The organism is Mesorhizobium sp. WSM4850, assembly GCF_055811735.1.
Genome location: NZ_JBVVPV010000022.1, coordinates 1 through 24364 on the forward strand (window position 1 = coordinate 1; position 24364 = coordinate 24364).

24 protein-coding genes are annotated in these 24364 nt (G+C 64.8%); 11 read left to right on the plus strand and 13 right to left on the minus strand.

Annotation, left to right across the window (positions count from 1 at the left end):
- Positions 1-196: 196 nt before the first annotated feature.
- The gene (locus AC0L2Z_RS20180; RefSeq protein WP_128173681.1) at positions 197-433 is read right to left on the minus strand and encodes a hypothetical protein; all 237 of its coding nucleotides are present in this window, start codon (positions 431-433) and stop codon (positions 197-199) included.
- 164 nt (positions 434-597) lie between these two features.
- Here AC0L2Z_RS20180 and gcvA point away from each other — a divergent pair, with 164 nt between their 5' ends.
- On the plus strand, positions 598-1533 hold the full coding sequence (gene gcvA / locus AC0L2Z_RS20185; protein WP_091592246.1) for a transcriptional regulator GcvA: 936 nt from the start codon (positions 598-600) through the stop codon (positions 1531-1533).
- 62 nt (positions 1534-1595) lie between these two features.
- On the opposite strand, the gene AC0L2Z_RS20190 is transcribed toward gcvA, so the two are convergent.
- The 6 genes from AC0L2Z_RS20190 to tsaD all read right to left on the minus strand — a co-directional run bounded on the left by AC0L2Z_RS20190 (position 1596) and on the right by tsaD (position 5768).
- Entirely contained in the window at positions 1596-2018 is a 423-nt protein-coding gene (locus AC0L2Z_RS20190; RefSeq protein ID WP_128173696.1) for a DUF1761 domain-containing protein, read from the minus strand.
- A gap of 133 nt (positions 2019-2151) precedes the next feature.
- Positions 2152-2751: a class I SAM-dependent methyltransferase gene (locus tag AC0L2Z_RS20195; RefSeq protein WP_473629176.1), complete on the minus strand. Its 600-nt coding sequence runs from the start codon at positions 2749-2751 to the stop codon at positions 2152-2154.
- Positions 2752-2804: 53 nt separating this feature from the next.
- Positions 2805-3230, minus strand: coding sequence for an EVE domain-containing protein (locus AC0L2Z_RS20200; protein ID WP_027154811.1), 426 nt, complete (start codon positions 3228-3230; stop codon positions 2805-2807).
- Between the two features lie 123 nt (positions 3231-3353).
- Positions 3354-3650, minus strand: coding sequence for a YciI-like protein (locus AC0L2Z_RS20205; RefSeq protein WP_027154810.1), 297 nt, complete (start codon positions 3648-3650; stop codon positions 3354-3356).
- Positions 3651-3675: 25 nt separating this feature from the next.
- Entirely contained in the window at positions 3676-4686 is a 1011-nt protein-coding gene (locus tag AC0L2Z_RS20210; RefSeq protein WP_236384588.1) for an NAD(P)H-dependent glycerol-3-phosphate dehydrogenase, read from the minus strand.
- Positions 4683-5768: a tRNA (adenosine(37)-N6)-threonylcarbamoyltransferase complex transferase subunit TsaD gene (tsaD, locus tag AC0L2Z_RS20215; RefSeq protein WP_473536456.1), complete on the minus strand. Its 1086-nt coding sequence runs from the start codon at positions 5766-5768 to the stop codon at positions 4683-4685. Before tsaD ends, AC0L2Z_RS20210 begins: the two co-directional genes overlap by 4 nt.
- Positions 5769-5871: 103 nt before the next feature.
- Between tsaD and hemC the strand changes: the two genes are divergently transcribed.
- From hemC to AC0L2Z_RS20245, 6 genes are all read left to right on the plus strand, one after another.
- The gene (gene hemC / locus AC0L2Z_RS20220; protein WP_473536453.1) at positions 5872-6798 is read left to right on the plus strand and encodes a hydroxymethylbilane synthase; all 927 of its coding nucleotides are present in this window, start codon (positions 5872-5874) and stop codon (positions 6796-6798) included.
- A 1-nt stretch (position 6799) separates the two neighbouring features.
- Entirely contained in the window at positions 6800-7516 is a 717-nt protein-coding gene (locus AC0L2Z_RS20225; RefSeq protein ID WP_473629121.1) for a uroporphyrinogen-III synthase, read from the plus strand.
- A gap of 91 nt (positions 7517-7607) precedes the next feature.
- Positions 7608-9101, plus strand: coding sequence for a COG4223 family protein (locus AC0L2Z_RS20230; RefSeq protein ID WP_473629122.1), 1494 nt, complete (start codon positions 7608-7610; stop codon positions 9099-9101).
- Between the two features lie 10 nt (positions 9102-9111).
- Positions 9112-10713: a heme biosynthesis HemY N-terminal domain-containing protein gene (locus AC0L2Z_RS20235; RefSeq protein WP_473536450.1), complete on the plus strand. Its 1602-nt coding sequence runs from the start codon at positions 9112-9114 to the stop codon at positions 10711-10713.
- A 45-nt stretch (positions 10714-10758) separates the two neighbouring features.
- Positions 10759-11238, plus strand: coding sequence for a tellurite resistance TerB family protein (locus AC0L2Z_RS20240; RefSeq protein WP_473536449.1), 480 nt, complete (start codon positions 10759-10761; stop codon positions 11236-11238).
- 12 nt (positions 11239-11250) lie between these two features.
- Positions 11251-11967, plus strand: coding sequence for a glutamine amidotransferase (locus AC0L2Z_RS20245; protein WP_091592267.1), 717 nt, complete (start codon positions 11251-11253; stop codon positions 11965-11967).
- Positions 11968-12004: 37 nt separating this feature from the next.
- Here the strand turns inward: AC0L2Z_RS20245 and AC0L2Z_RS20250 are convergent, their stop codons facing one another.
- The 6 genes from AC0L2Z_RS20250 to AC0L2Z_RS20275 all read right to left on the minus strand — a co-directional run bounded on the left by AC0L2Z_RS20250 (position 12005) and on the right by AC0L2Z_RS20275 (position 19700).
- Complete coding sequence (locus AC0L2Z_RS20250; protein ID WP_473629123.1) at positions 12005-13246, minus strand: MFS transporter; 1242 nt, start codon at positions 13244-13246, stop codon at positions 12005-12007.
- A 277-nt stretch (positions 13247-13523) separates the two neighbouring features.
- Positions 13524-13985 carry a Ros/MucR family transcriptional regulator gene (locus AC0L2Z_RS20255; protein ID WP_473629124.1) on the minus strand — a complete coding sequence of 154 codons (462 nt, stop codon included), beginning with the start codon at positions 13983-13985 and terminating at the stop codon, positions 13524-13526.
- Between the two features lie 147 nt (positions 13986-14132).
- Positions 14133-14837 carry an ROK family protein gene (locus AC0L2Z_RS20260; protein ID WP_473629125.1) on the minus strand — a complete coding sequence of 235 codons (705 nt, stop codon included), beginning with the start codon at positions 14835-14837 and terminating at the stop codon, positions 14133-14135.
- 16 nt (positions 14838-14853) lie between these two features.
- Positions 14854-16230, minus strand: a complete 1377-nt coding sequence (zwf, locus tag AC0L2Z_RS20265) for a glucose-6-phosphate dehydrogenase (RefSeq protein WP_473629126.1) — start codon at positions 16228-16230, stop codon at positions 14854-14856.
- Between the two features lie 16 nt (positions 16231-16246).
- The gene (gnd, locus tag AC0L2Z_RS20270; RefSeq protein WP_236384605.1) at positions 16247-17263 is read right to left on the minus strand and encodes a phosphogluconate dehydrogenase (NAD(+)-dependent, decarboxylating); all 1017 of its coding nucleotides are present in this window, start codon (positions 17261-17263) and stop codon (positions 16247-16249) included.
- Positions 17264-17297: 34 nt separating this feature from the next.
- Positions 17298-19700 carry a glucan 1,4-alpha-glucosidase gene (locus AC0L2Z_RS20275; RefSeq protein ID WP_473629127.1) on the minus strand — a complete coding sequence of 801 codons (2403 nt, stop codon included), beginning with the start codon at positions 19698-19700 and terminating at the stop codon, positions 17298-17300.
- A 201-nt stretch (positions 19701-19901) separates the two neighbouring features.
- Between AC0L2Z_RS20275 and AC0L2Z_RS20280 the strand changes: the two genes are divergently transcribed.
- From AC0L2Z_RS20280 to AC0L2Z_RS20295, 4 genes are read left to right on the plus strand one after another with little or no spacing between them, the layout of a single operon-like run.
- Positions 19902-20915: a substrate-binding domain-containing protein gene (locus AC0L2Z_RS20280; RefSeq protein WP_473629128.1), complete on the plus strand. Its 1014-nt coding sequence runs from the start codon at positions 19902-19904 to the stop codon at positions 20913-20915.
- 45 nt (positions 20916-20960) lie between these two features.
- Positions 20961-22430 carry an ATP-binding cassette domain-containing protein gene (locus AC0L2Z_RS20285; protein ID WP_473629129.1) on the plus strand — a complete coding sequence of 490 codons (1470 nt, stop codon included), beginning with the start codon at positions 20961-20963 and terminating at the stop codon, positions 22428-22430.
- 1 nt (position 22431) lies between these two features.
- Positions 22432-23412, plus strand: coding sequence for an ABC transporter permease (locus AC0L2Z_RS20290; protein ID WP_473629130.1), 981 nt, complete (start codon positions 22432-22434; stop codon positions 23410-23412).
- Positions 23413-23416: 4 nt separating this feature from the next.
- Positions 23417-24364, plus strand: coding sequence for an ABC transporter permease (locus AC0L2Z_RS20295; protein WP_128181260.1), 948 nt, complete (start codon positions 23417-23419; stop codon positions 24362-24364).

The window sequence follows — 24364 nt, forward strand, 5'->3', positions numbered from 1 at the left end:
GTAGGGCAGTAGGGCAGTAGGGGAGTAGGGGAGTAGGGGAGTAGGGCAGTAGGGCAGTAGGGCAGTAGGGCAGTAGGGCAATAGGGGAATAGGGGAATAGGGGAATAGGGGAGGAAGAAAGTGTCAGTAGGGTTGCGCAGGCGCGCCGCTTCCTTTTCGTTACCCTACTCCCCTACTCCCCTACTCCCCTACTCCCCTACTCCCGCGGCCTCTGCCAGCCGATATCGAGCAGACCCAACCGGCCGAGTTCCCGGTCCATCGCGCGCGCGACATCCTTGCGCTCGGCGCCGATGTCGCGCAATTGCCGGTCCGAAAGGTCGTCGACGTTCTCGGGCGGGAGGTTGACCGCCATTTTTGCATGGCGGAACCAATCAGACACCGCGCGCAGCCAGGCCGGGCGGACGGTTACAGGACTCAAGACGATGTGAGACATGGTGCAATCCGGCTTCTCCGGACATCAAGTCCGGTTTGATGTTTGTACGATGGTCACATCATGACGGATTGAAATTAAAACGAGAAACGAGTAGTTTTCTCTGCATCTTCAAGTTTTGTTTGAGGATTGAAAATGCTCGACCGGCCTCTCCTCGTCCTATTCTGATGGCGCGCCTGCTGCCTGGAACCCGTGCACTGAGGACGCTGGAAGCAGCCGCCCGGCACCTCAATTTCACCCGCGCCGCGGACGAACTTGGCCTGACCCCGGCCGCGGTCAGCCACCAGATCAAGGAAATCGAGGATCAGCTCGGCATCGTGCTGTTCACGCGCACCAGCCGCACCATCCGGCTGACCGAGGCGGGCGCGGTGCTGTTCGAGGCCTCGACCGACGCGCTCGACCTGCTTGGCCGCGCCGTCTCACGGGCGCACAAGCTGGCGCGTGGAACGGCGTTGCTGAAAGTGACACTCGACGCCCAGTTCGCGACAAAATGGCTGATGCGACGCGTCGACGATTTTCGCAAGCAGCGACCGGGCATCGAGCTCCGCTTCGACATTGCTTCTGAATTGCGCGATTTCGACCTGGACGACGTCGATGTCGGCATCCGTTTCGGCGCGGGAAAATATCCCGGCCTTTGCACCCACCGGCTGTTCGACAACATCATCATCCCTGTGTGCAGCCCCAGCCTGCTGGCCTCCGGCCCGCCGCTGCGCGAGCCGCGCGATCTCTTCCATCACACGCTCGCCCATATCGAGTGGGCGCGACAAGGCGTGACCTGGCCAAACTGGCGGATGTGGATGGCGGCGGCCGGCGTCGACGATTTCGACGACAGCCGGACGATCGTGTTCGGCACCTCGACCGACGCCGTTCAGGCCGCGCTCGACGGCAATGCCGTTGCTCTCGCCGATTTTGCCATGGTGGCGAACGACCTTTCCGAGGGCCGGCTGATCCGGCCCTTCGAACTTGGCATCAAGGTTCCGCCCGACTTCGCCTACTTCCTGGTCTATCCCATCGCATCCGCCAACGACCCCAGGATCGTGGCGTTCAGGGATTGGCTCCTCAACGAAGTTCACAACCCGCAGCCGGAGCCGACGCTTGGATGAGCTTCAGGTCGCTCTGAGTGATCAGCCGGCAGTCATCGACCTATTTTTTCATGGCGGCAGCGTCAGCCCGCGACATCCGCCGCGCCGAACCAGCCGATCACCGCGCCGATGATAAGCAGCACGCCGAGCCAGTGGCCGCAGTCGATGATGGTCAGGTCCCAGCCGAACCCTTGGTAACGATGATTGACGGATAGCGTCGTGGCGACGAATCCGAACCAGAGAACGAAGCCGAAGACGAGCCCGGCAACGAGGTTCGGTTCGCCACCGGTCATCGCTCCGACGATCAGAGACATGACGAGCGCCATGACAATTTCCGCGACGAAGCTGATTACGAAGGGCAGCGGCGATTTACTCATGGTCGCCGGATCAAGCCTGGTGGCCTTTAGCCACGGCTTGCTCAGGCCCATGTACCAGGCAGCGCCGAACAACCACGCCACCACCGCGGCGACGATCACCGCCAGCCAGTTCACTGCTGAAAAATCCATGATTTCCTCCCCGGAAGCATGTCGCTCAAAAGCATGCCCCCGGGCCCGAGCCGGGGGTGCCCAGCGGTTTTGGGACAACGGCATGCGTATTCTCAAAATCGAAGCGTGATGGAACGCCTGTTCGGCAATGCCGTCAAGAAAACCGCCAGACGGTGGTGCGTTTGACCAGCGCGTCTTCCAGCGCCCGGGTTACCGCCACCTCGTAGATGGCGAGCGGCTCCAGTCCAGCTTTCGGCAGATAGGAGCGGCCGGGATCGCCAACGAGGATGTCGGCGCCACGCGCCTTGAGCGTCGCGAACCATGGCTTCAGCCGGTCGGCGAAGGATTTGTCGTAGAAGACGTCACCGGCCAGGACCACATCCCAGCCTGCATCGGTTCCGATGCAGTCGGTGCCAAGAAACATTATCCCGACGCCATTGGCCTCGGCGTTGAGGCGGATCGCGGTCGCACAGAACGGGTCGATGTCGGCGGCGATCACCTCTGCCGCGCCGGCCTTCACTGCCGCAATGGCGACAAGGCCGGAACCGGAGGCAAAGTCGAGCACGCGCTTGCCCTGCACATCAGACGGATTGTCGAGGATGTAGCGGGCAAGGCCCTGGCCGCCGGCCCAGGCGAAGGCCCAGAAAGGCGGCGGCACACCGATTTCGGCCAGTTCGTCCTCTGTCCGCTGCCACAGATCATGCGCCTCGTCGGCCAGATGCAGCAGCATCTCCGGCACATGCGGCGGTGCCATCAGCGCCGTGTTGTCGAGGATGAAGTTTCTCGCGCTGTTTGGCGTCAGCGCCGTCACGGCGCCGGCGTCAGGTCGCCCATGCGGCAGACCTCTTTCCATTCGGCCGGCGTCACCGGCTGCACGGAAAGCCGTCCGAGTCGGACCAGCGCCATCTCGGCAAGCTTGGGGTTGGCCTTGACCTGCTCCAGCGTCACCGGCTTCGGCACATCCTTGACGGCGCGGATATCGACACATTCCCAGCGCGGATCGTCAGTAGTGGTGTCCTGATGGGCCAGCGCGCAGACCTCGACGATGCCGACCACGTCGAGCCCATCGTTGGAATGGTAGAAGAAGCCGAGATCGCCGATCTGCATCGCCTTCATGTTGTTGCGCGCCGCATAGTTGCGCACGCCGTCCCATTGCGTGCCGGCCTTGCCCTTCGCCTTGAGGTCCTCGAAGGAGAAGACCGAGGGTTCGGATTTGAACAGCCAGTAGTTCATTTTTTGCTCCTCCGCGGCTGGAGATCAGCTACAGCGCCGCGCGTCTTTCAGACGCGCAAAGGACGCTGTAGCACTTTGATTTTGCGCATGATCCTTTCCGAAAATCGATTCCGATTTTCGGAGTCATGCACTCACTGGCTTGTTGAAGGTCCAATTCCATTGCCGGATTTCGACGCTTTCGAACAGCCCTGCCCTGGCAAAAGGGTCTGCCGCCGATAGCGCTTCTGCCGCCTCCAGATCGGGCGCCTCAACCACGACGAGGCTGCCGTTCGGCTTGCCGTCGGCGTCGAGGAACGGACCGGCGAAGGCCAGCTTGTTCTCGCCGTTCAGTCCCTCCAAAAAGGCAACATGCTCGGGCCGCGTATCGAGCCGCACCTGCAGGCTTCCAGGCTTGTCCTTGCAAATCAGCGCAAACAGCATCTTTCCATCTCCGGATTGTTCAACATTACACGTCGGTTTCGGTCTTCAGCGGCCTTGTCATCAGCGCCGACACAGCCTGGCGGATGGTGATCGTGCCGTCCAGTATGGCGGCGACGGCGGTGATGATCGGCGCGTCGATGTTGCGCTCGGTGGCGATGCGGGCGGCGATCGCCGCCGTCGGCACCCCTTCGGCCAGTGGCAGCCCGGCAAGCGGCTTGCCTTGCCCCAGCGCCAGCCCGTAGGCGAAATTGCGCGACTGGGCGGACGAGCAGGTGAGCAACAGGTCGCCGAGGCCGGAAAGTCCCATCAGCGTTTCCGGCCTAGCGCCGAAAGCAGCGCCGATGCGGCGCAATTCGACGAAGCCGCGCGTCACCATGGCGGCCTGGGCGCTGGCGCCGAGCTCGGCGCCGGTGACCGCACCGGCGGCAATGGCGAAGACGTTCTTCAGCGCGCCGCCGATCTCGACGCCGATGAGGTCGTCACTCGAATAGCAGCGCAAATTCTGCGCCGAAAAGCGCGCGGCCAGGTCGGCCGCCAGACCCTCATTGCCGGCGGCGACCACCACGGCCGTCGGCAGCCCCCTGGCGACGTCAGTGGCGAAGCTCGGCCCGGATAGGGCGGCGACCGGATTTTCAGGCAGGATCTCTCCAGCGATCGCCGACAGCAATGCGCCGGTGTCGCGCTCGATGCCCTTGGCGCAGAGGACCAGCGGGACGTCTTTCGGCATATGGGCTTTCGCGGTGGCCAGCATGGCGCGCAGCGACTGCGCCGGCGCCACCGCCAGCACGCAGTCGGCGCCGTCGAGCGCAGCCTCGATATCACTCGTTGCCACGATGCCGGCCTGGAGCGCGATGCCAGGCAGATAGCGCGGATTTTCGCCACGGTCGATCGCGGCGACGGTCTCCAAGTCGCGCGCATAGAGGCGGACGAAATGGCCGGCGCGCAACATGGCCAGCGCCAGCGCCGTGCCCCAGGCACCGCCGCCGAGCACGGCAACGCGCCAGCCGCTTGGTACCTTGTGCCCGCTGCCGCTCATGCCTTGGCTCCGCGCCGGCCCGAGCCGACCATCGGAGCGGAGATGCTGTCCAGCGGCCAGCGCGAACGCGGCACGAAATCAGCGGTGTTTTCACCCGATATGCCGGCGCGCAGCCGCTCGATGCCGGCCCAGGCGATCATCGCCGCATTGTCGGTGCAGAGCTTGAGCGGCGGCGCGACGAAGGCAAAGCCGGCCTTCTCGCACAGGGCTTCGAGTGTGGTCTTGATCGTCCGGTTGGCGGCGACACCGCCTGCAACGACGAGCGCAGGCTTCAGCTCGCTCGGAAACTCCTTGCGGAAACGGTTCAGCGCCCTCGAAACACGGTCATCCAGCGCATCCGCAACCGCCGCCTGGAAGGAGGCGCAGATGTCGGCGACGTCCTGGTCGCTCAAAGGGGCAATGGCCGTCGCTGCCTGGCGCACGGCGGTCTTCAGCCCGGAAAAGGAAAAATCGGGCTGCGCCGAGCCCTTCATCGGTCGCGGGAAGGCGAAGCGCGCGGCGTCGCCGGTCGCCGCCGCCTTCTCGACATTCGGCCCGCCCGGATAGGGCAGGCCGAGCATCTTGGCCGTCTTGTCAAAAGCTTCGCCGAGCGCATCGTCGATGGTTGTTGCCCAGCGCTGGTAGTCGCCAACGCCACGCACCGCAACGATCTGCGTGTGGCCGCCGGACACCAGCAGCAACAGATAGGGAAAGTCGAGCCCGTCGGTCAGCCGCGCGGTCAGCGCATGGCCTTCGAGGTGGTTGATAGCAATCAGCGGCTTGTTCGCCGCGGCTGCGATCGCCTTGGCCGTCATCAGCCCGACGATCAGACCGCCGACGAGGCCGGGGCCGGCGGTCGCAGCGATCGCGTCGATATCGGCGAGATCGACGCCTGAATCGGCAAGCGCGGCCTCGATGATGCCGTCCAGCGCCTCGACATGGGCGCGCGCGGCGATTTCCGGGACGACGCCGCCGAAGGCGGCATGCTCTTCGATCTGGCTGAGCACGATATCAGACAGGATTTTCGGCGCGCCGCCGCCGTCCAGCGCTACCACGCTGGCGGCGGTCTCGTCACAACTCGTCTCAATGCCCAGAACGCGGATCAATTCGTTGCCATCCCTGGAGATTGTGCAACCAGCCTTTCCCCGTTAGGAGAAAGCCCGGAAACGGCCTCGATCTGCCGGGGGTTATCACGGACAGCGCGCCATGCAAACAACCTTGAAAATCGGAACACGCGGCAGCCCGCTGGCGCTGGCGCAGGCGCATGAAACGCAGGCGCGGCTGATGGCCGCTCACGGCATGCCGGTTGAGGCATTCGAGGTGGTCGTCATCTCGACCAGCGGCGATCGCATCCAGGACCGGCCGCTGTCGGAAGCCGGCGGCAAGGGGCTGTTCACCAAGGAAATCGAGGAGGCGCTGCTGGCGCGCCGCATCGACATCGCCGTGCATTCGTCGAAGGACATGCCGACGGTGTTGCCCGACGGACTGGAACTGTCTGCCTTCCTGCCGCGCGAGGATGCCCGCGACGCCTTCGTCGGCAAGGCGGCCAAAACGATCGCCGGATTGCCGCACGGCGCGAAGGTCGGTTCGTCGTCGCTCCGGCGTCAGGCGCTGATCCGGCGGATGCGGCCGGACCTCGAGGTGGTGATGTTCCGCGGCAATGTGCAGACGCGGCTGCGCAAGCTCGACGAGGGCGTCGCCGACGGCACCATCCTTGCCTATGCCGGGCTGAAGCGGCTCGGACTCGAAGATGTCATCACCGACCTGATGCCGCTCGACAGCTTTCCGCCGGCGCCGGGGCAAGGCGCGATCTGCATCGAAAGCCGCATCGGCGACCTCGATGTGGAAAGAATGCTGACGGCAGTCCACGACGTGCCGACCGGGCAGGCGCTGGCCTGCGAACGCGCTTTCCTGGCGGCGCTCGACGGTTCCTGCCGCACGCCGATTGCCGGCCATGCGACGATATCGGCCGAAACGGTGTTCTTCGGCGGGCTGATCATCTCGCCGGACGGCGCGCAATCGCATGAGGTCAAGGCGGAAGGCCCGGCGCAGGATGCCGCGCGCATCGGCGACGAAGCCGCCAGGACCGTGCGGGCCAAGGCCGGCGAAAAATTCTTCGACGGCTGGGCCTGACATGCGTCGCGTCCTGGTGACGAGGCCGGAGCCGGGCGCTTCGCGCACGGCACAGCGGCTCGAGGACCTGGGTTTTAAGCCGATCCTGCTGCCGCTGACCGAAACGGTGGCGCTGCCGGTTGATCCGGACAGGGTCGCAGCCAATGCCGCGGCCGTTGCCGTCACCAGCGCCAATGCCGTGCGCCATGCGCCGAAAGAAATCAGCACGGCGCTCGCCGGTTTGCCTTGCCATGCCGTCGGCAGACGGACAGCGCAGGCCGCCCATGCGGCCGGGTTTCTGTCGGTCAGCGAAGGGCCGGGCGATGCCGAGGCGCTGGCGGATGCGCTTGCCGGCGATTACGCCAGACAAACCATCGTCTATTTGTGCGGGCGGGTGCGTTATTCGGGTTTCGAGCAGCGGCTGCAGTCGGCAGGCGTTCAGGTTCGCGCCGTCGAGACCTATGACACTGTCGCGCTGGATTATTCCGATGAGGCCGTTCTTGCGCGCTTGTCCGGCCGGCCGGTCGAGGCAATGCTGCTCTATTCGGCCAAGGCCGCCACAGCGCTGCAGGCACTGGCTGGGCGGCCGGCGCTGCGTGAGCTTTTTAAAAAGTCATGTTTTTTTGCGCTGTCCGGACGTATCGCCGCAGCCTTGGAGACTGTTGCCTCAGAACAGCTCCGCGTTGCGCCGGAGTCCAGCGAGGAGGCGCTGCTGGAGCTTTTGCGGACGTCGCCTTGACCCCGTGTCATCACGCCGCCCCTTTTCACCGCTTGGTGATGTGCTAGACCCTTTCTGAACCATCCCGAAGCGAAACTTGCGGAGCCCAAGCATGGTCAAGACGCCGAAGATGCGGCATTCGAAAAGCCGTCGCGAGCCGGTGACCATCGAGCTCGAGCCCGGCGCTGTCTCGCGCGTTGCCGACGAGGATGCCGCCAACGGGCGGACCGACGAGGCGAAGGCGGAGGAGGCGGCAAGCGCGTCGCAGCCGGAAGCGCCTGAAGAACCCGTCCATGCCGACCAGACCGACATCGAGCCGTGGGAACATGCCGAAGCGGCCCCGCCGGACGGCTCGGAACAGCCGGCCGAGGGCGGTGCCAAAACTCCTGAAGGGCCCAAGCCGACTTATCCGGCCGGCTCGGAGGCATCGGCGAAGCGGGCCTTCGACTACAGTTTCGACGACGCATCGGCCAAGGACGCTTCGGCCAAGGCGGGCGCCGCAGACGCGCCGAAGGAAACCCAGACAGGGACTGAAGACATGGCAGCGCAGCCGAAGCATGGCGGCATCAACGGCATCGCTGCCGGCATTATCGGCGGCGTCATCGCGCTGGCTGCCGCCGGAGGGCTGCAGTTTGCCGGCCTGCTCGGCGCGCCAGGGGTTGGCGATTTATCCTCGGGCGGCGTGTCGCTCGATGGCGTCAACAGCGAAATCGCTGCGCTGAAGAGCGAGATTGCCGGGCTCAAGGATACAGCCGGCAACAATGACGCCTCGGCCAAGGTGGACGGGCTGTCGTCGGCGCTGGATCAGGTCAAGACGGATGTCGCGGCGCTGCAATCGGCGATCGAGCAGGGCGGAGCAGGCGACACTGCCGGGCTTGCAGCCCTCGGCGATAAGGTCAGGCAGATCGAGACGGCGGTTGCGGCGCTTGGCCAGACCGGCAACACGGCGCCGGTCGATCTCGGGCCGCTCAATGAAAAGCTGGCCGGGCTCGACGCGGCGGTGAAATCCGCCGGCGAGACGGCGAAGGCACAGGACGGCCGGCTTGCAGCGCTGGAACGGTCGGTGTCTCAGCTTTCCGGCAAGGTCGAGGCACAGGCCGGGCAGCCCAAGGTTGCGCTCGCCATCGCCGCATCGGCGCTGAAGGCAGCACTCGACCGTGGTGCGCCATTCGCCGCCGAACTCGAAACCTTTGCGGCGATTTCGCCGGATGCTCCAGAGATCGCAGCCTTGCGTCCCTACGCCGAAACGGGCGTTCCGACCCGGGCGGAGATCGCAACCGAAATGCCTGCCGCCGCCAACGCCATGGTCGCTGCCTCCGAGCCCGTCGACCAGAATGCCGGCTTCCTGCAAAACCTGCTGTCGAGCGCGCAATCGCTGGTCAAGGTCAGGCCGATCGGTGCAGTCGAAGGCGCTGGCGCTCCGGAAATCGTCGCTCGCATGGAGGTGGCGGTCAATCAGGGCGATTACGCCAAGGCGCTCAGCGAATACGATATGCTGCCCGAGGCGGTGAAGGCTGCCGGCGCCGATTTTGCCGGCAAACTGAAGGCGCGAATCGAGGTCGAGAAGCAGGTTGACGCGCTGATCGCCAGTGCGATGAAGGCGTGAGGGAAACCCGATGATTCGCATTCTGCTTTTCCTCGCCGTGGTTTTCGCGCTCGGGCTGGGTTTCGCCTGGCTGGCCGACCGGCCAGGCGAGATGGTCGTCACCTTCAGCGGCTATCAATACCAGGTCAGCCTGATGGTGGCGGCGGTGGCGGTCGTTGCCGTGGTTGCCGCGGTGATGATCGTCTGGTGGCTGCTCAAGGCGCTGTGGAACAGCCCCTACACCATCTCGCGCTATTTCCGCGTGCGCCGTCGCGATCGTGGCTATCAGGCGCTGTCGACCGGCATGATTGCCGCCGGCGCCGGTGACGGGGCGCTCGCCCGCAAGAAGACCAAGGAAGCGGCAAAGCTGATCCGCTCCGACCAGGAGCCGCTGATCCAATTGCTGGAGGCGCAAGCCTCGCTGCTCGAAGGCGACCATGAGGGTGCCCGCGAAAAGTTCGAGACTATGCTCGACGACCCCGAAATGCGGCTGCTCGGCCTGCGCGGGCTTTATCTCGAGGCCGAACGCCTCGGCGACCGCAACGCGGCGCGGCACTACGCCGGCCGCGCTGCGGCGATGGCGCCGCAACTGGCCTGGGCCGCCGAATCGACGCTGGAAGACCTGACCGGGCGTGGCGACTGGGACGGCGCGCTGAAACTGGTCGAGGCGCAGAAATCGACGCGGCAGATCGAGCGCGATGCCGCCAACCGGCGTCGCGCCGTGCTGCTCACCGCCAAGGCGCAGGGGCTGATCGACAGCGATCCCAACGCCGCCAAAACCGCTGCTCTGGAGGCCAACCGGCTGCGGCCGGATTTCGCGCCGGCGGCGGTGAACGCAGCCAAACTGCTGTTCAGACAGAATGATGTGCGCAAGGGCGCGAAGATACTCGAAGCGGCGTGGAAAGCCGAGCCGCATCCAGAGATCGCCGAGCTTTACACCCACGCCCGGCCGGGCGATGCCGTGCTCGACCGGCTGAACCGGGCGAAGAAGCTGCAGGAGATGAAGAAGAACCACGCCGAATCGTCGCTGGCGGTGGCGCGCGCCGCGCTCGACGCGCAGGACTTTTCAACCGCCCGCAAAGAGGCCGAGGCGGCTATCCGCATGGATCGCCGCGAAGGCGCCTATCTGCTTCTGGCCGACATCGAGGAGGCCGAGACCGGCGATCAGGGCAAGGTGCGGCAGCTTTTGTCCAAGGCAGTACGTGCACCGCGCGATCCGGCCTGGGTCGCCGACGGCGTCGTTTCCGAACGCTGGGCGCCGGTGTCGCCGATCACCGGCAAGCTCGACGCCTTCGAGTGGCGTGCGCCGATGGAGCGGCTCGGCCAGCTCATCGACAGTGACGAGGATGCGCCGGCCGCCGCGGTGCCAACAATTGCGGCGCCAACGAAGCCGGAAAAGGAAAATGTGATCGAGCTGAACCCCGCTGGTTCGGCCGAAAGACCGACCGCCGTGGCGGCATCGGAAACTGGCGAAGACGATGTTGCGCCGGTCACCGCCACGGCGTCTGCCGCGGTGCCGCCGGATGGCGACGCTGTCGAACCGGCGGAGGAAATGGCCCGGCTGCCCGACGATCCCGGCGTCGATCCGGACGACGAAGAGCAAAAATCACCACGCAGGTTTCGATTGTTTTGATTTGGCTAAGCTTGAAAGTTTTGGCGGATGGGAAGCAGGAATCACATGTTCGAACGCGTTCTGTCGTTTCTGAAGGACCTGCCGGGAGACGGCAGCGCCCGCAACGACGCCGATGATCCGCGCGTTGCCGCATCCGCCCTTCTCTACCATGTGATGAGTGCCGACGGCTTGCGTCAGGATGCCGAATGGGAGCGGTTCAAGGCGGTGCTGGCGGAAAGCTATTCGATCAGCGGCGACGAGCTCGACGCGCTTGCCGCTGCCGGCGAGCGGGCCGACAATGAGGCGATCGACCTCTACGCCTTCACCAGCGTTTTGAAGCGTCAGCTCGATCCGGACGCGCGAAAAGCCTTCATCGGCCTGATGTGGGAAATCGTCTATGCCGATGGCGAATTGCACGAGCTCGAGGACAATATCGTCTGGCGCGTCGCCGAGCTGATGGATGTCGAACGCCACGACCGCGTCGAGGCACGCCGCAAGGCGGCCGCCGAAGTGCCGGGCGCGGCTGGAACATCGAGCGACGAATAGACGGGATCCCCCATGCCATCCACGCCGAGGCCGAGACCAAAAATCCTGATCGTGCTGCATCAGGAGAGTTCGAGCCCCGGGCGCGTCGGCCACATGCTTATCGAAGAAGGCTTCGACCTCGATCTCCGCTGCCCGCCGCTCGGCGACGCCTTGCCGGAAACACTGGACGGCCATGCCGGAACCGTGGTGTTCGGCGGACCGATGAGCGCCAATGACGAGGACGACTTCGTCCGCCGTGAGACCGACTGGCTAAAAATTCCGCTCAGGGAGAACCGGCCGTTGCTCGGCATCTGCCTCGGCGCGCAGATGCTGGTCAACCATCTTGGCGGCAAGGTCGAGGGTCATGGCGAGGGGCTGGTCGAGATCGGCTGGTATCCGCTGACAGCGACCGAGGACGGCAAGAAGCTGATGCGCTGGCCCGAGATGGTCTATCAGTTTCACCGCGAGGGCTTTTCGCTGCCGAAGGACGCGACGCTGCTGGCGACGGCCGAAACCTATCCAAACCAGGCCTTTCGTTATGGCGACAATGCCTGGGGCATCCAATTCCATGGCGAATTGACAAGGGCGATGATGCAGCGCTGGGTCGTTCGCGGCGCGCATCGCTTCGAGTTGCCCGGCGCGCAGCCCGGTCGCGATCATCTCGGCGGCCGGCTGATCTGGGACATGCATCTCAAGCGCTGGCTCGGCGAATTCCTGCAGACGATCTTCGGCAAGCCGGCGCTGTCCTGATCTGATCTAGTTTTGCCCGGATCAGTGCGCCCTGGGATCAGTTTCGCCCGTTGAGGTGGCGAACCTTGCGCAGCTGCGGGAACAGCACCGCCCACAGCCCGGCGACAACGACTGCGCCGACGCCGCCGATCACCACCGCGGGCACGGTGCCGATCAATGCCGCCATGGTGCCGGCGCGGAATTCGCCGAGCTCGTTGGAGGCGCCGACGAAAACCTGATTGACGGCGTTGACGCGGCCGCGAACCTTGTCCGGCGTCCACAGCTGGATCAGCGTCTCTCTGATGTAGACGCTGAACATGTCGGCGGCGCCGAGCAAGGCGAGCGCTGCGATCGACAGCCAAGTGATGGTGGAAAGGCCGAACAGCACCGTGAAGGCGCCGAACAGCGCGACGAAGCCGAGCATGACCACGCCGGCATGGTTGCGGATCGGATGTCCGGCCAGCCAGATGGCAACGCAGATGGCGCCGATCCCCGGCGCCGAACGCAACAGTCCCAGGCCCCATGGGCCGAGTTCGAGGATATCGCGCGCATAGACCGGCAGCAGCGCCGTGGCGCCGGACAAAAGCACGGCGAACAAATCGAGCGAAATGGCGCCGAGCACGATCTTCTCGCTCCAGATATAGCCGAAGCCGGCAAACAGGGTCTGCATCGTCGGCCTGTCGGTCTCGCTGCGCTGGGCAGGCTTCGGGATGGTGAAGACCAGCACCGCTGCGACAAACATCAGAACGGCAGCGGTGCCGTATGCCGCTTGCGCTGAGAGCCCGTAGAGCAGGCCGCCGGCGACCGGTCCGACGATGGTCGCCGTCTGCCAAGCAGACGAATTCCAGGCGATCGCGTTGCCAAAATCCTCCGGCGGCACGAGGTTGGCGAACAGCGACGCTGCTGCCGGTCCGAAGAAGGCGCGCGCGATGCCGAACATGGCGAGCACGCCGAAGATCAATCCCGGTCCGCTAAGGCCGCGCAGCGTCAGCAGCAGCAGGGCCAGCGCGCAGATCGCCTCCAGCAGCACCATCAGCGCCATGATCAGGCGGCGGCCGAAACGGTCGGCGACCACCCCGGTGATCAGCACCAGCACCAGCGAAGGCAGGAACTGGACAATGCCGACAAGGCCGAGATCGAACGGATCGCGGGTCAGGTCGTAGACCTGCCAGCCGACGGCGACGGACACGATCTGGGTGGCGAATGTGGCGAGGAAGCGTGCCGCCCAATAGCTCAGGAAGGGTTTGTGCCGGAAGGCGGCATAGCGCCGGTCGGGCGGTGCGTGAGATACGGGTGTCATGAATCAGGCCCCGTGGCAAAGAAGTCGGCCGGCGGGGCACTTCCACGAGGGCGCTGGTCCGACCACCGCGCTTTTAGCGCAGTTCGGTGCGGGGTGCGCGCAAAAATAGGCTCTGGATCAAGGATTTCCGGCTACCATGCTAATTGCACAGCTCGGCGGAGGTGGAGAGGTTGTTAGGCGCGCAGGTCGAGTTCCCCCGCGCGCCCTCTGTCCTGCCGGACAGACGGGGCGCTGTCCCGCTAATCTTCGAGACTTCCGTTTGCCGGCTTGGAGCGCGTCAGACCGTGGCCTTCGGCTTCCTGGTCTTCTTGACCGGCGCCGGCGGGGCGGCCTTGCGGCCAAGGCCGATCGCCTTCGCCAACTGCGAGCGCGAGGCCGCATAAGTGGGGGCGACCATGGGATAGTCAGCCGGCAAGCCCCATTTGGCGCGGTAGGCATCCGGCGTCAGTCCGAAATGAACGCCGATATGGCGCTTCAGGGATTTGAACTTCTTGCCGTCTTCGAGGCAGATGATGTAATCTGGAGTCACCGATTTCTTGGGATTGATCGCCGGGATCAGCGGTGCTGCGACCGGAACGGCGGGCTGGCCGAGCCCACCTATCGACGCGCTGACGCTGGCGATGAGATCGCCGAGGCCGGAAGCGGGCAAGCGGTTCTTCTCGACGTAAGCGGACACGATGTGAGCGGTCAGCTCGAGAAGGTCGATGTCCGTGCGGGCTTTGTTGCTGTCGTCGGTCAATCTATTTTCTCCGTTAGTGGGGTCGCAGAATTCCTAGTCGGCAAATCTGCATAACGCAATGACGCCGCACCACGCCACACATTATTTTGAATAACAATACTAACGGCCGGGCCAGATCAACAGGTTTGGGCCCGAACCGCTATAATATCAGACAATCAGGGATTTGTCGCGCCACAGTCGAAATCCCCCGTCGAAGGCGCGTGTGTTGTCGCCACGCCTGCAACCGGCAGGCAATTCGTCGAGTTTGTCGACATTGCCGCCGCCAATGACCACATAGTCAGGCTGAAGGGCGGCGCGCAGCCGCTCGACGACGTCGAAGACGTGTTTGCGCCATTTCTTCTTGCCGCGCTTTTCAAGGCCGCGTTCGCCGACATAGTCCTCGAAGCTGCTGCCCTTCCTGTAGGGAAGATGCGCGAGCTCCATCGGCTGGGCGACGTTGTCGAGGACCATCGCAGCACCGAGTCCGGTTCCGAAACCCAGGAACAGCATGCGCCCGCCTTCATAGCTGCCGACGGCCTGCATCAGCGCGTCGTTGACCAGCTTCACCGGCTTGCCGAACTGCGTTGCGAAGTCAAATCCGACCCAACCCTTGCCGAGATTGGCGGGGTCGGCCAGTGGCCTGTTGTGGTGCACCGGGCCGGGATAACCGATCGAGACGACATCGTAGGGCAAGCCATTGGCGAGCGTCTGCACGGCGGCGATCATCTGCTGCGGCGTCAGGCCGGGTCCGGAATCGGCTCTGCGCTCCTGGCCGCCGGCGCTGGTGAGGATCTTGACATGGGAGCCGCCGATATCGATCACAAGCACGATCTTTTCGCTGTCCGGTGCCAGCTTTTTCGCCGCTTTGGCCATTGCGTCGCCTCCGAGTTCATTTCGCCGGGTTGATCCAGCCGTTCGGCGGTCCGAACCCGGCCATCGCATCGGCGGGACCCCATGCTCCCGGCTCATAGAGGTGTGGCGGCGTGGTATCGCCGAGCACCGGGCCGACGATCCGCCAGGCAAGCTCGCTGGCATCCTGGCGAGTGAACAACTGGCCGTTGCCGTTCATGGCGTCGCCGATCAGCCGCTCATAGGGCGGCATGTCGCCCTTGCTGTCGTCGAGCGCGGTGAGTTCGACCTGCTCGCCGATCATGTCGTCACCAGCGGCCTTGCGCTGGGCGCCGATCGAGATCGCCACCTGCGGGTCGATGCGGAAACGGACGTGATTCGCATCTCCGGGCTTGATCGGGTCGAAGACGTCGAGCGGCGGCCGCTTCAGCCGCACGATGACCTCGGTGGCGTGCACCGGCATGCATTTGCCGGCGCGGATGAAGAAGGGCACGTCCCGCCAGCGCCAGGTGTCGACGAAGAAACGCACCGCCGCGAAGGTCTCGACCGGCGAATTCGGCGCGACGCCCGGCTCGCTGAGATAGCCTTTGAATTGGCCGCGCACGACATCGTCCTTGGTCAGCGTCCGGATCGCCCGCAGCACCTGCACCTTCTCATCGATCAGATCGTCGGCCGAGCGGCCAACGGGCGGCTCCATGGCAAGCAGCAGCAGGATGTTGAGCAGATGGTTCTCGATGACGTCGCGGATGCAGCCGACCTCGTCGTAGAAGCGGCCGCGGCCTTCGACGCCGAAATCCTCGGCCATGGTGATCTGCACGCTCTCGACGAAATTGCGGTTCCAGATCGGCTCGAGAAAGGAATTGGCGAAGCGGAAATAGAGCAGGTTCTGGATCGCCTCCTTGCCGAGATAATGGTCGATGCGAAAGATCGACTGCTCGTCGAACACCAGGTGAAGGACCCGGTTCAGCCAGCGCGCCGATTGCAGATCGTGACCGAACGGCTTTTCCACCATCAGGCGCGCGCCCTGGGCCGCGCCCGACTGTTCCAGGCCCTGGATGACCGTCTCGAACATGGTCGGCGGCACCGCCAGATAGTGCAGCGGGTGCTGCGCGGTCCCGAGCGCGCTTTTCAGCTTCTCGAATGTCGCGGCGCTGCGGTAGTCGCCGCTGACATAACGAAGCAGCGAGGCTAGTTTAGCGAAGATTTTTTCGTCGACCTTTCCGATGGCCTTGACGATGCCGTCGTGGGCGCGCGCCTGCAACTGCTTCAGGTCCCAGGCGTCGAAAGCGACGCCGATCACCGGCTCGGTCAGCGTTCCCTTGGCGACCATGGCGTAAAGTGCCGGGAAGATTTTTTTGTGGGCGAGGTCGCCGGTCGCCCCGAAAAGCACCAGCGTGTCGGACCGTTCCTGGTTCATGAGCGTGTCTTCGCCGTCACGAGCCGGTCTTCGGCTTTTCGACATGGCCGCCAAAGGCATAGCGCATGGCGGACAGCAGCTTGTCGGCGAATTCGGATTCGCCTTGCGAGGCGAACCGGTCGAACAGGGCCGAGGACAGAACCGGCGCCGGCACGCCGGTGTCGATCGCCGCCTTCAGCGTCCAGCGGCCTTCGCCGGAATCCGAAACCCGTCCGCCGAACTGCGTCAGCCCCGAATCGGCCTTCAATACGCCCGCCGTGAGGTCGAGCAGCCAGGAGCCGATGACGCTGCCATGCCGCCAGACCTCGGCAACCTGGGCGATATCGATGTCGAACTGGTAATATTGCGGGTTTTCCAACGGACTGGTTTCGGCGTCGGCCGTCCGCTGTCGCTTGCCGGCATTCGCCGACTTCAGGATGTTCATGCCTTCGGCATAGGCGGCCATGACGCCGTACTCGATGCCGTTGTGGACCATCTTGACGAAATGACCGGCGCCACTCGGCCCGCAGTGGAGATAGCCGAACGGGGCGGTTCCGGCATCCTTGCCGGGGGCGGGCACCCCGGCATCGGCGCCTGGAGCCAGGGTGGCGAAGACCGGGTCGAGATGCTGGACCGCACTGTCGGGGCCGCCGATCATCAGGCAATAGCCGCGCTCAAGGCCCCAGACGCCGCCACTGGTGCCGACATCGACATAGTTCAGGCCTTTCAATGCCAGGCGCGCGGCGTGGTCGACAGCCTCGTGATAATAGGAATTGCCGCCGTCGACGATGATGTCGCCCGGCTCCATCAGGTCGGCCACCTGGTCGACGATCCGGCTGGTGATCGCCGCCGGCAGCATCAGCCAGGCGCTGCGCGGCTTGGTCAGCTTGCCGACGAACTCCTCCATCGAAGCGGCTCCGATCGCGCCAGCCGTCACAAGGGCTTCAACGCTGGCCGGGTTGATGTCGTAGACCACGCATTCGTGGCCATCGCGCAGCAGGCGCCGCACCATGTTGGCGCCCATCCTGCCCAGTCCCATCATTCCGATCTGCATGTTGCTCGTCCTGGTTTCTTGAGGGATAGAAGATCTACTGGTTATCCGGCTTGTCGATACCGACGGAAAAGTCGACATTCTCCCAACGGCCGGCATCGGGCCAGAAAAAAGTAAAGACGATCCTATTGCCCGGCGGGACATCGGCAACGGGCAGGTCCGTGAGATGGATGCCGAAGGCGTTCTCGATGGTCGCGGCGTCACGGATGGTTGCCCAATCGTCGTTGCTCCAATGGACCACCGCCCGGGCCAGCAGTTCGACGCGCAGCAGCTTGCCGGCGGGCATGGCGCGGAGCTTGTGATTGAAGCGCCATGTCCGGCGCGGCGCCACGGTCCTGTCCTCGATGTAGCGCCTCACGCCTTGCGGCGGCATGTCGAAGACGGCGCCGTCACTGAGCGAGCGCAGCAGCTTGATATGCTCCGAATGCGCCCAGACCAGAGGCATGGCGCTGCCCGACGGTCCGCCGTGCCGCAGTTCGTGTTCGGCCATGTCGGGACCATCCCAGACCTGCTCGGGCAGCAGGCCGCCAGACCCGGCAGAATCCTCCAGGGTCTTTAACAGGCTCGCTGCTTCGTCCTTGCGTCCCGCCGCCAGTTCGTAATGGGCGCGCTCGCCGACCAGCAGCGGCCAGGGTCGGCCCTGGCCGGTCCCGTCGAAGGGCGCGCCGTCGGCGTGCTCGCCATAGCCGTCGCTGGTATAGCGATACCAGGCAGGCCCCTGCGGCAGATCGCAGCGCAGCCGCGCATCGATGACCTTGACGGTGTCGACGATGCGCGGATCGTCGGCGGCCCTGAGGCCGAAGCGGACGAGCGCCAGCGCATCCGGGCTGACGATCGCCTCGGCCGGCCGGTCGCTATCGCCCGGCGGCCGGTTCTTGATCGGCACATAGCCGTCCTTCGGCGACGCCGCGCCGGCGGTGTCGGGCGGCGCGATGCGGACGTAATAGCCCTCGACGCCGACCTCTTCGCCGAGTGGAGTGCCGGTGACATAGGTCCAGCGCTCGATCTGGTCGTTCCAGACATCGGCGGTTTCCCGCAGATAATTTGCCGGCTCTGCTTTGCCGCAAGTTTCGAACATGTCGGCCGCGGCCAGCAGAGCGGCGATCTCGACGGCCAGCGTGAACGGGCTGTAGCCGGCATCCTCTTCCCAACGGTCTTCGCCGGTGACGGGACCGTTGCGCACGACGTAAGAAGCGGCGCGCTCGATCATCGGCATGAAGGAGCGCAACACGGCGTCTGCCAGATGCCCAGCCCGGTGCAGCGCGTCTGCGAGCAGCAGCGGAAACGCGCATTCGTCCATCTGGATGCCCGGCCAATAGGCTAATCCGTCGAGCCAGGCGTTCTGCGGCCAATGCCCATCCGGCTGCTGGATCGAGCGAAGATAGGCGAGGATCTCCAGCGCTTGCGCCGGATCGCCGGCGGCGAGGAAGCCGCCCGCGGTTTCGACCAGATCGCGCGGCCAGACCAGATGATAGCCGCCGATATCGTCGTCGCCCTTGCTGAAGCCCCACGGGATCGACAGGCTGGCGACGCCCGCGCCGGTGGATGAGCGATGCGTTGCCAGAACCGCCGTGCTGACACGATAGGTGTTGATCCCCGCTACCTGCCGGTCCAGCGGCAGCAAGCCAGCCTGCCATTTGCGCCATTTTTCGACGTAGGATTTGGCCGCGGGCGCAAGACCCCGCTTCAGACTGGCCGAGGCATTTTCCGCCGCCTCTTGCAGCGTCGTTCCGAAACCCAGCGCCAGCAACGCCGTCGGGCTGGCAGCCGAAAAGCCGATCTCGCCGGTCAGCGCGACATTGCCGTCCTCGGCCCTGCGGCAAGTCGGGTCGAGCCGGCCGTCACGACGGAGTTGTTGCCAGCCGTCGGAGACACCGACATAGCCGGCCGAGCATGCTCCCCAGGGCAGCGACGAGGCGAGCGCCAGGCAAACGCCACGTCCCGATGCAAACAGGACAGGCGTTCCCTCGTGGTCGCCGACCCAGGCAGTGTTGGCCATGCCGGCGTTGACCAGATGTGGCGCCAGCAGCGCGTAGACGCGGTGGTCGGCGTGTGTGCCTTTCAGCGGCGTGAAGCTGATTTCCTGCAGCAGAGCGGGGCGTTCCGGGTCCGTAACGATACGCTTTTCGATCCGGTAGGTGGCGGCGGTGTTGATCAGCCTGTAGGCGGGCACCCCATCCTCGAACGGCTCGAGGCTGTGCACGGCATCGCGCTTTTCTTCCGAGAAATAGAAGCCGGGGCCGGTGACGACCAGTCCCATGTCTCGCGTGCAGGCGCTGTCGAGGCGGGGATAATAGACCTCGTTGAGAATGCCGTGGCTGATCGTGAACCAGACAGGGCAGGCCGGCGAAAGCGCGGTTCCGACGCCGCTCTTGGTGCTCGACGTCCAGCGCGCCGGAATTCCGGGTGCGCCCAGCGCATCAGTCGGCGTCGCTGCCATCTCGATTTCGATCTCCTGTCCCATCCCTAGACCAGGAGCCGAAGCCTTTTCAATCATTGCACCGCAAGTTGATCGTCAAACCTTCATCGATCGCTGTTGACAAGTGCGCCCATCTAAATTTGTCTGACAATATTGAAACGAGGGTCGTCATAACAGCCGCCAGCAGCCAACAACAACCAGCAATCCATGGGAGGATAACAGATGAAGAAGATACTCGTCCTGAGTGCCCTTGCGGCGATGCTCTCGTCAGGCGCCGCGTTTGCCGACACCAGCGACAAGAAGATCGCCTTTTCCAACAATTATGCCGGCAATTCGTGGCGGCAGGCGATGCTCGACAGCTATGCCATCGTCACCAAGAAGGCGGTCGCCGACGGGGTGGTCGCCGCCGCGGACATTTTCACGACGGCCGACAAGGAGGTGCCGACCCAGGCAGCCCAGGTCCAGAACCTGATCCTGCAAGGCTATGACGCCATCGTCATCAACGCCGCCTCGCCGGACGCGCTCAACGGCGCTGTCAAGCAGGCCTGCGATGCCGGCATCGTCGTCGTCTCCTTCGACGGCATCGTCACCGAGCCCTGCGCCTACCGCGTCGTCGTCGACTTCAAGGACATGGGCAGGCAGGAAGTCGAGCAGATGGCCAAGTTCCATCCCGAGGGCGGCAATCTGCTGGAAATCCGCGGCCTTGCCGGCACGTCGATCGATGACGCTATCCATGCCGGGATTCTGGAAGGCGTCGCCGCCCATCCCGAGTTCAAGATCGTCGGTTCGGTGACCGGCGACTGGGACCAGACCACAGCGCAGAAGGCGGTCGCGACGATCCTGCCGTCGCTGCCGGAAATCGTCGGCGTCGTCGATCAGGGCGGCGACGGCTATGGCGCGGCACAGGCCTTCGCCGCCGCCGGCAAACCGCGCCCGACCATCATCATGGGCAACCGTCAGGACGAATTGCAGTGGTGGAAGGAACAGAAGGACAAGGATGGCTACCAGACCTGGTCGGCGTCGATTGCGCCGGGCGTGTCGTCGCTGGCCTTCTGGGTGGCGCAGCAGGTGCTCGACGGCCGCACGGATGTGCCGCATGACCTGTTGGTGCCATACCTCGCCTTCACCCAGGATAATTTCGAGGCAGAGCTGCCGAACATCCCGAAGGGCGGCGTCGCCAGCCACGAATACACCCAGGAAGACGCCATCGCGGCGATCAAAGCCAACATCAAGTGAGCGTGGCACGTTGCCAGCTGCGTCGCCAACCGGATATCGCCAGGGATGCCTAGGGGTGACGCGGATATTGTCAGACTGGACGGAGCCGAAAAACATTTCGGCGCCGTTCGGGCGCTCGCCGGGGTGGATTTCCACGTCGGCGCCGGCGAATGTGTCGGTCTCGTCGGCCACAATGGCGCGGGCAAGTCGACGCTCATGCATATGGTGGCGGGCACGCTCGTGCCCGACAGCGGTCGGATCGCGGTGCGTGGCGGCATCGAAGATAATTATTCGGTGCCGCGCGCCCAACAACTGGGCATACGCTGCGTGTTCCAGGAACTGTCGCTGTGCCCGAATCTCAGCGTTGCCGAGAACACGCGAATCAACCACCCGGCGCTGCGCGGCTTTGGTTGGCGGCGCAAGGCGGCCGATCTGATCGCGGCCAAGCTCGACGAGATATTCCCGGGCCACAGCATCTCCGCCGCCGATATCGCCAGCGACCTTTCCATCGGCAGGCGGCAGATGGTCGAGGTGGCGCGCGCCTTCACGGTGACGCAGGATCCGCTCGAGCTGGTCATCCTCGACGAGCCGACATCCTCGCTCGACGCGCACACGGCCGGCCAGTTGCTGGGTTTCGTCCGGCGCTTTGTCGCCGGGGGCAAGAGCTGCATTCTGATCTCGCATGTTCTGGGCGAGGTGCTCGGGAATGCCGACCGCATCGTGGTGATGCGCGACGGCAAGGTCGTTGCGTCGGATGCGGCTAAGGCTTTCGATCGCGACAGGCTGGTGACGACCATGGGTGGAGCGGCAGCGCGTGAGAAGATCGCGGCCGAAATCGCGACCCAAAAGCCGGAGACCGGCCCGCTCCGGGTCCGGGCCCGCCCGGCGCGGCAAGATGACGGCAACGAACTTGTGGCGCATGCCGGCGAGATCATCGGCCTTGCCGGGCTTGCCGGTCATGGCCAAACCGATCTGCTGCTGGCGATTTTCGCAGCCGCGGCGCGCACCAAAACCGGCATCGAGGTCACCGCGCCGGTGGCGCTGGTGGCCGGCGACCGCCAGTCTGACGGGATCTTTCCGCAATGGTCGATTGCGCAAAACATCGGCATCCGCTCGCTGGCGCGATTGCGCAACGGCCTGCTGATCTCGCCGCGGCGCGAAGCCGAACTCGCCGACTTCTGGCAAAAGAAAATCGGCATCCGCACCCCCGACATGAACAACAACATCTTCTCGCTGTCCGGCGGCAACCAGCAGAAGGCCCTGTTTGCCCGGGCGCTCGGTTCCGACGCCAGGATCGTGCTGATGGACGACCCGATGCGCGGCGTCGACATCGGCACCAAGCTCGAAGTTTACGACCTCGTGCGCGAAGAGGCCGGCCGCGGCCGCACCTTCCTCTGGTACACCACGGAAACCGAAGAGCTCGACAATTGCCACCACGTCTATGTCTTCAAGAACGGCCGGATCGTCGCCAAGCTTGGTCGCGACGAGTTGACCGAGGAAAAGATCATTCAGTCCTCGTTCGGCGACGCGGCCTGAGATGACGGCAGCACCCGTCGAGACCGGTCCTAAGAGTTCTTCCGAGCGAAGCGCGTTGGCGCGGGCGCGTCTGCTGCGCGGGCTGCTGCCAGCGATGTCGCTGATGCTGGTGCTGCTGGCGATCGCCTGGCTCAACCCGCGCGCCATCAGTTATTTCGGCTTCAGCCTGATGCTCAATTTGGCGGTCCCGATCGCCCTGGCCACGATCGCGCAGATGTTCGTCATCGCCGGCAACGAGCTCGACCTGTCGATCGGCACCTTCGTCGGTTTCGTCGGCTGCGTCACGGCGACGTGGCTGAAGGACGCGCCGCTGGTCGGCGTCTTGATCCTGCTCGGGTCGATCGGCGTCTATGCGCTGCTCGGCGCATTGATCCATCTGCGCAATCTGCCTTCGATCGTGGTGACGCTCGGCATGAGCTTTGTCTGGCAGGGTCTGGCCATCCTCATCCTGCCGAAACCCGGCGGCAAGGCACCGGACTGGCTGCTGTCGCTCATGGCCTTCAAGCCGCCCTTCGTTCCCTTCCCGATCATTGCGGCGCTGCTGATTGCCGCGGTCGTCCATTTCGGGCTGATGCGCACCTCGTATGGCGTGATCCTGCGCGGCTCCGGCGGCAATGCCGCGGCCCTCAGCCGTGCCGGCTGGTCGCTGCTCAAGACCAAGATCGTGCTGTTCGCATTGACCGGTCTGTTCGGCGTTTTGTCCGGCATGGCCCTGATCGGCATCACCACCTCGGCCGATGCCAATATCGGCAATGGCTACACGCTGCTTTCGATCGCCGGCGTCATCCTCGGTGGCGGCGAATTCGTCGGCGGCCGGGTATCGCCGATCGGCGCGGTAATCGGCGCGCTGACGCTGGCGCTCGCCGCCTCGCCGCTGCTGACCTTCATGCACATCCCGCCCGATTGGCAGGTGGCCGCCAACGGCGCCATCCTCATCATCGTGCTGGCGGCCCGGGTGCTGATCAGCCGCAGGGACAGGTGAGGGGATGGCATCGTTGCGATTGCTGCTCGCAAAACCCTGGATATGGTCCTTCATCGGTGCGCTGCTGGTGTGGCTGGCGACGATCACCTTCACCGGCGGATATGGCGGCGGCGGCATGATCACGGCGGCACTTTCGCTCGCCGTCTTCACCGTCATCGTCGGTGTCGGCCAGATGTTCGTGATCACGCTCGGTCCCGGCAATGTCGACCTGTCGCTGCCCGCCAATATCGGCCTCGCCAGCGCGGTCGCCATGAAGGTGATGGACGGCAATGATTCAATGATCGCGGTCGGGCTGCTGGCGGCGCTGGCCTGCGGCATGGCGATCGGCGCCGCCAATTATCTCTTGATCTGGGCGCTGCGCATTCCACCGATCATCGCCACGCTGTCGGCGAGCTTCATCATCCAGTCGATCGACATCAGCTATGGCCGCGGATTGCAGATCAAGCCGCCGCCGGGCTTTGCCAGTTTCACCAACTGGCAGATTCTTGGCATTCCGGTGCTGGCGATCCTCACCGTGCTGTTCTCCATCGGCGCTGCGATCGCGCTGCAGCGCATGATCTATGGCCGTTCGGTGCTGGCGATCGGCCAGAACATCCGCGCGGCGTGGCTGGCCGGCGTCAATGTCGGCCGCATCCGCTTTCTTACCTACACGCTGTCGGGCGCGCTCGGCGGCCTCGACGGGGCGCTGCTCGCCGGCTATTTCCGCGGCGCCAATGTCGATATCGGCAATGAGTACCTGCTGGCCTCGATCGCCGTCGTCGTCATCGGCGGCACGTCGGTAGCCGGCGGCAAGGCCAATGTGCCGGGTGTATGGGGCGCGGCCCTGTTCCTGGTGCTGCTTTTGACCATGCTCAACACGTTCGGCGTCAGCGCCGGCGTCCGTCTGTTGCTGACCGGGCTGATCATCGTCGGCGTCATCACTGCCGCCGGCGGGCAGAAAGCGCTGCGCTAG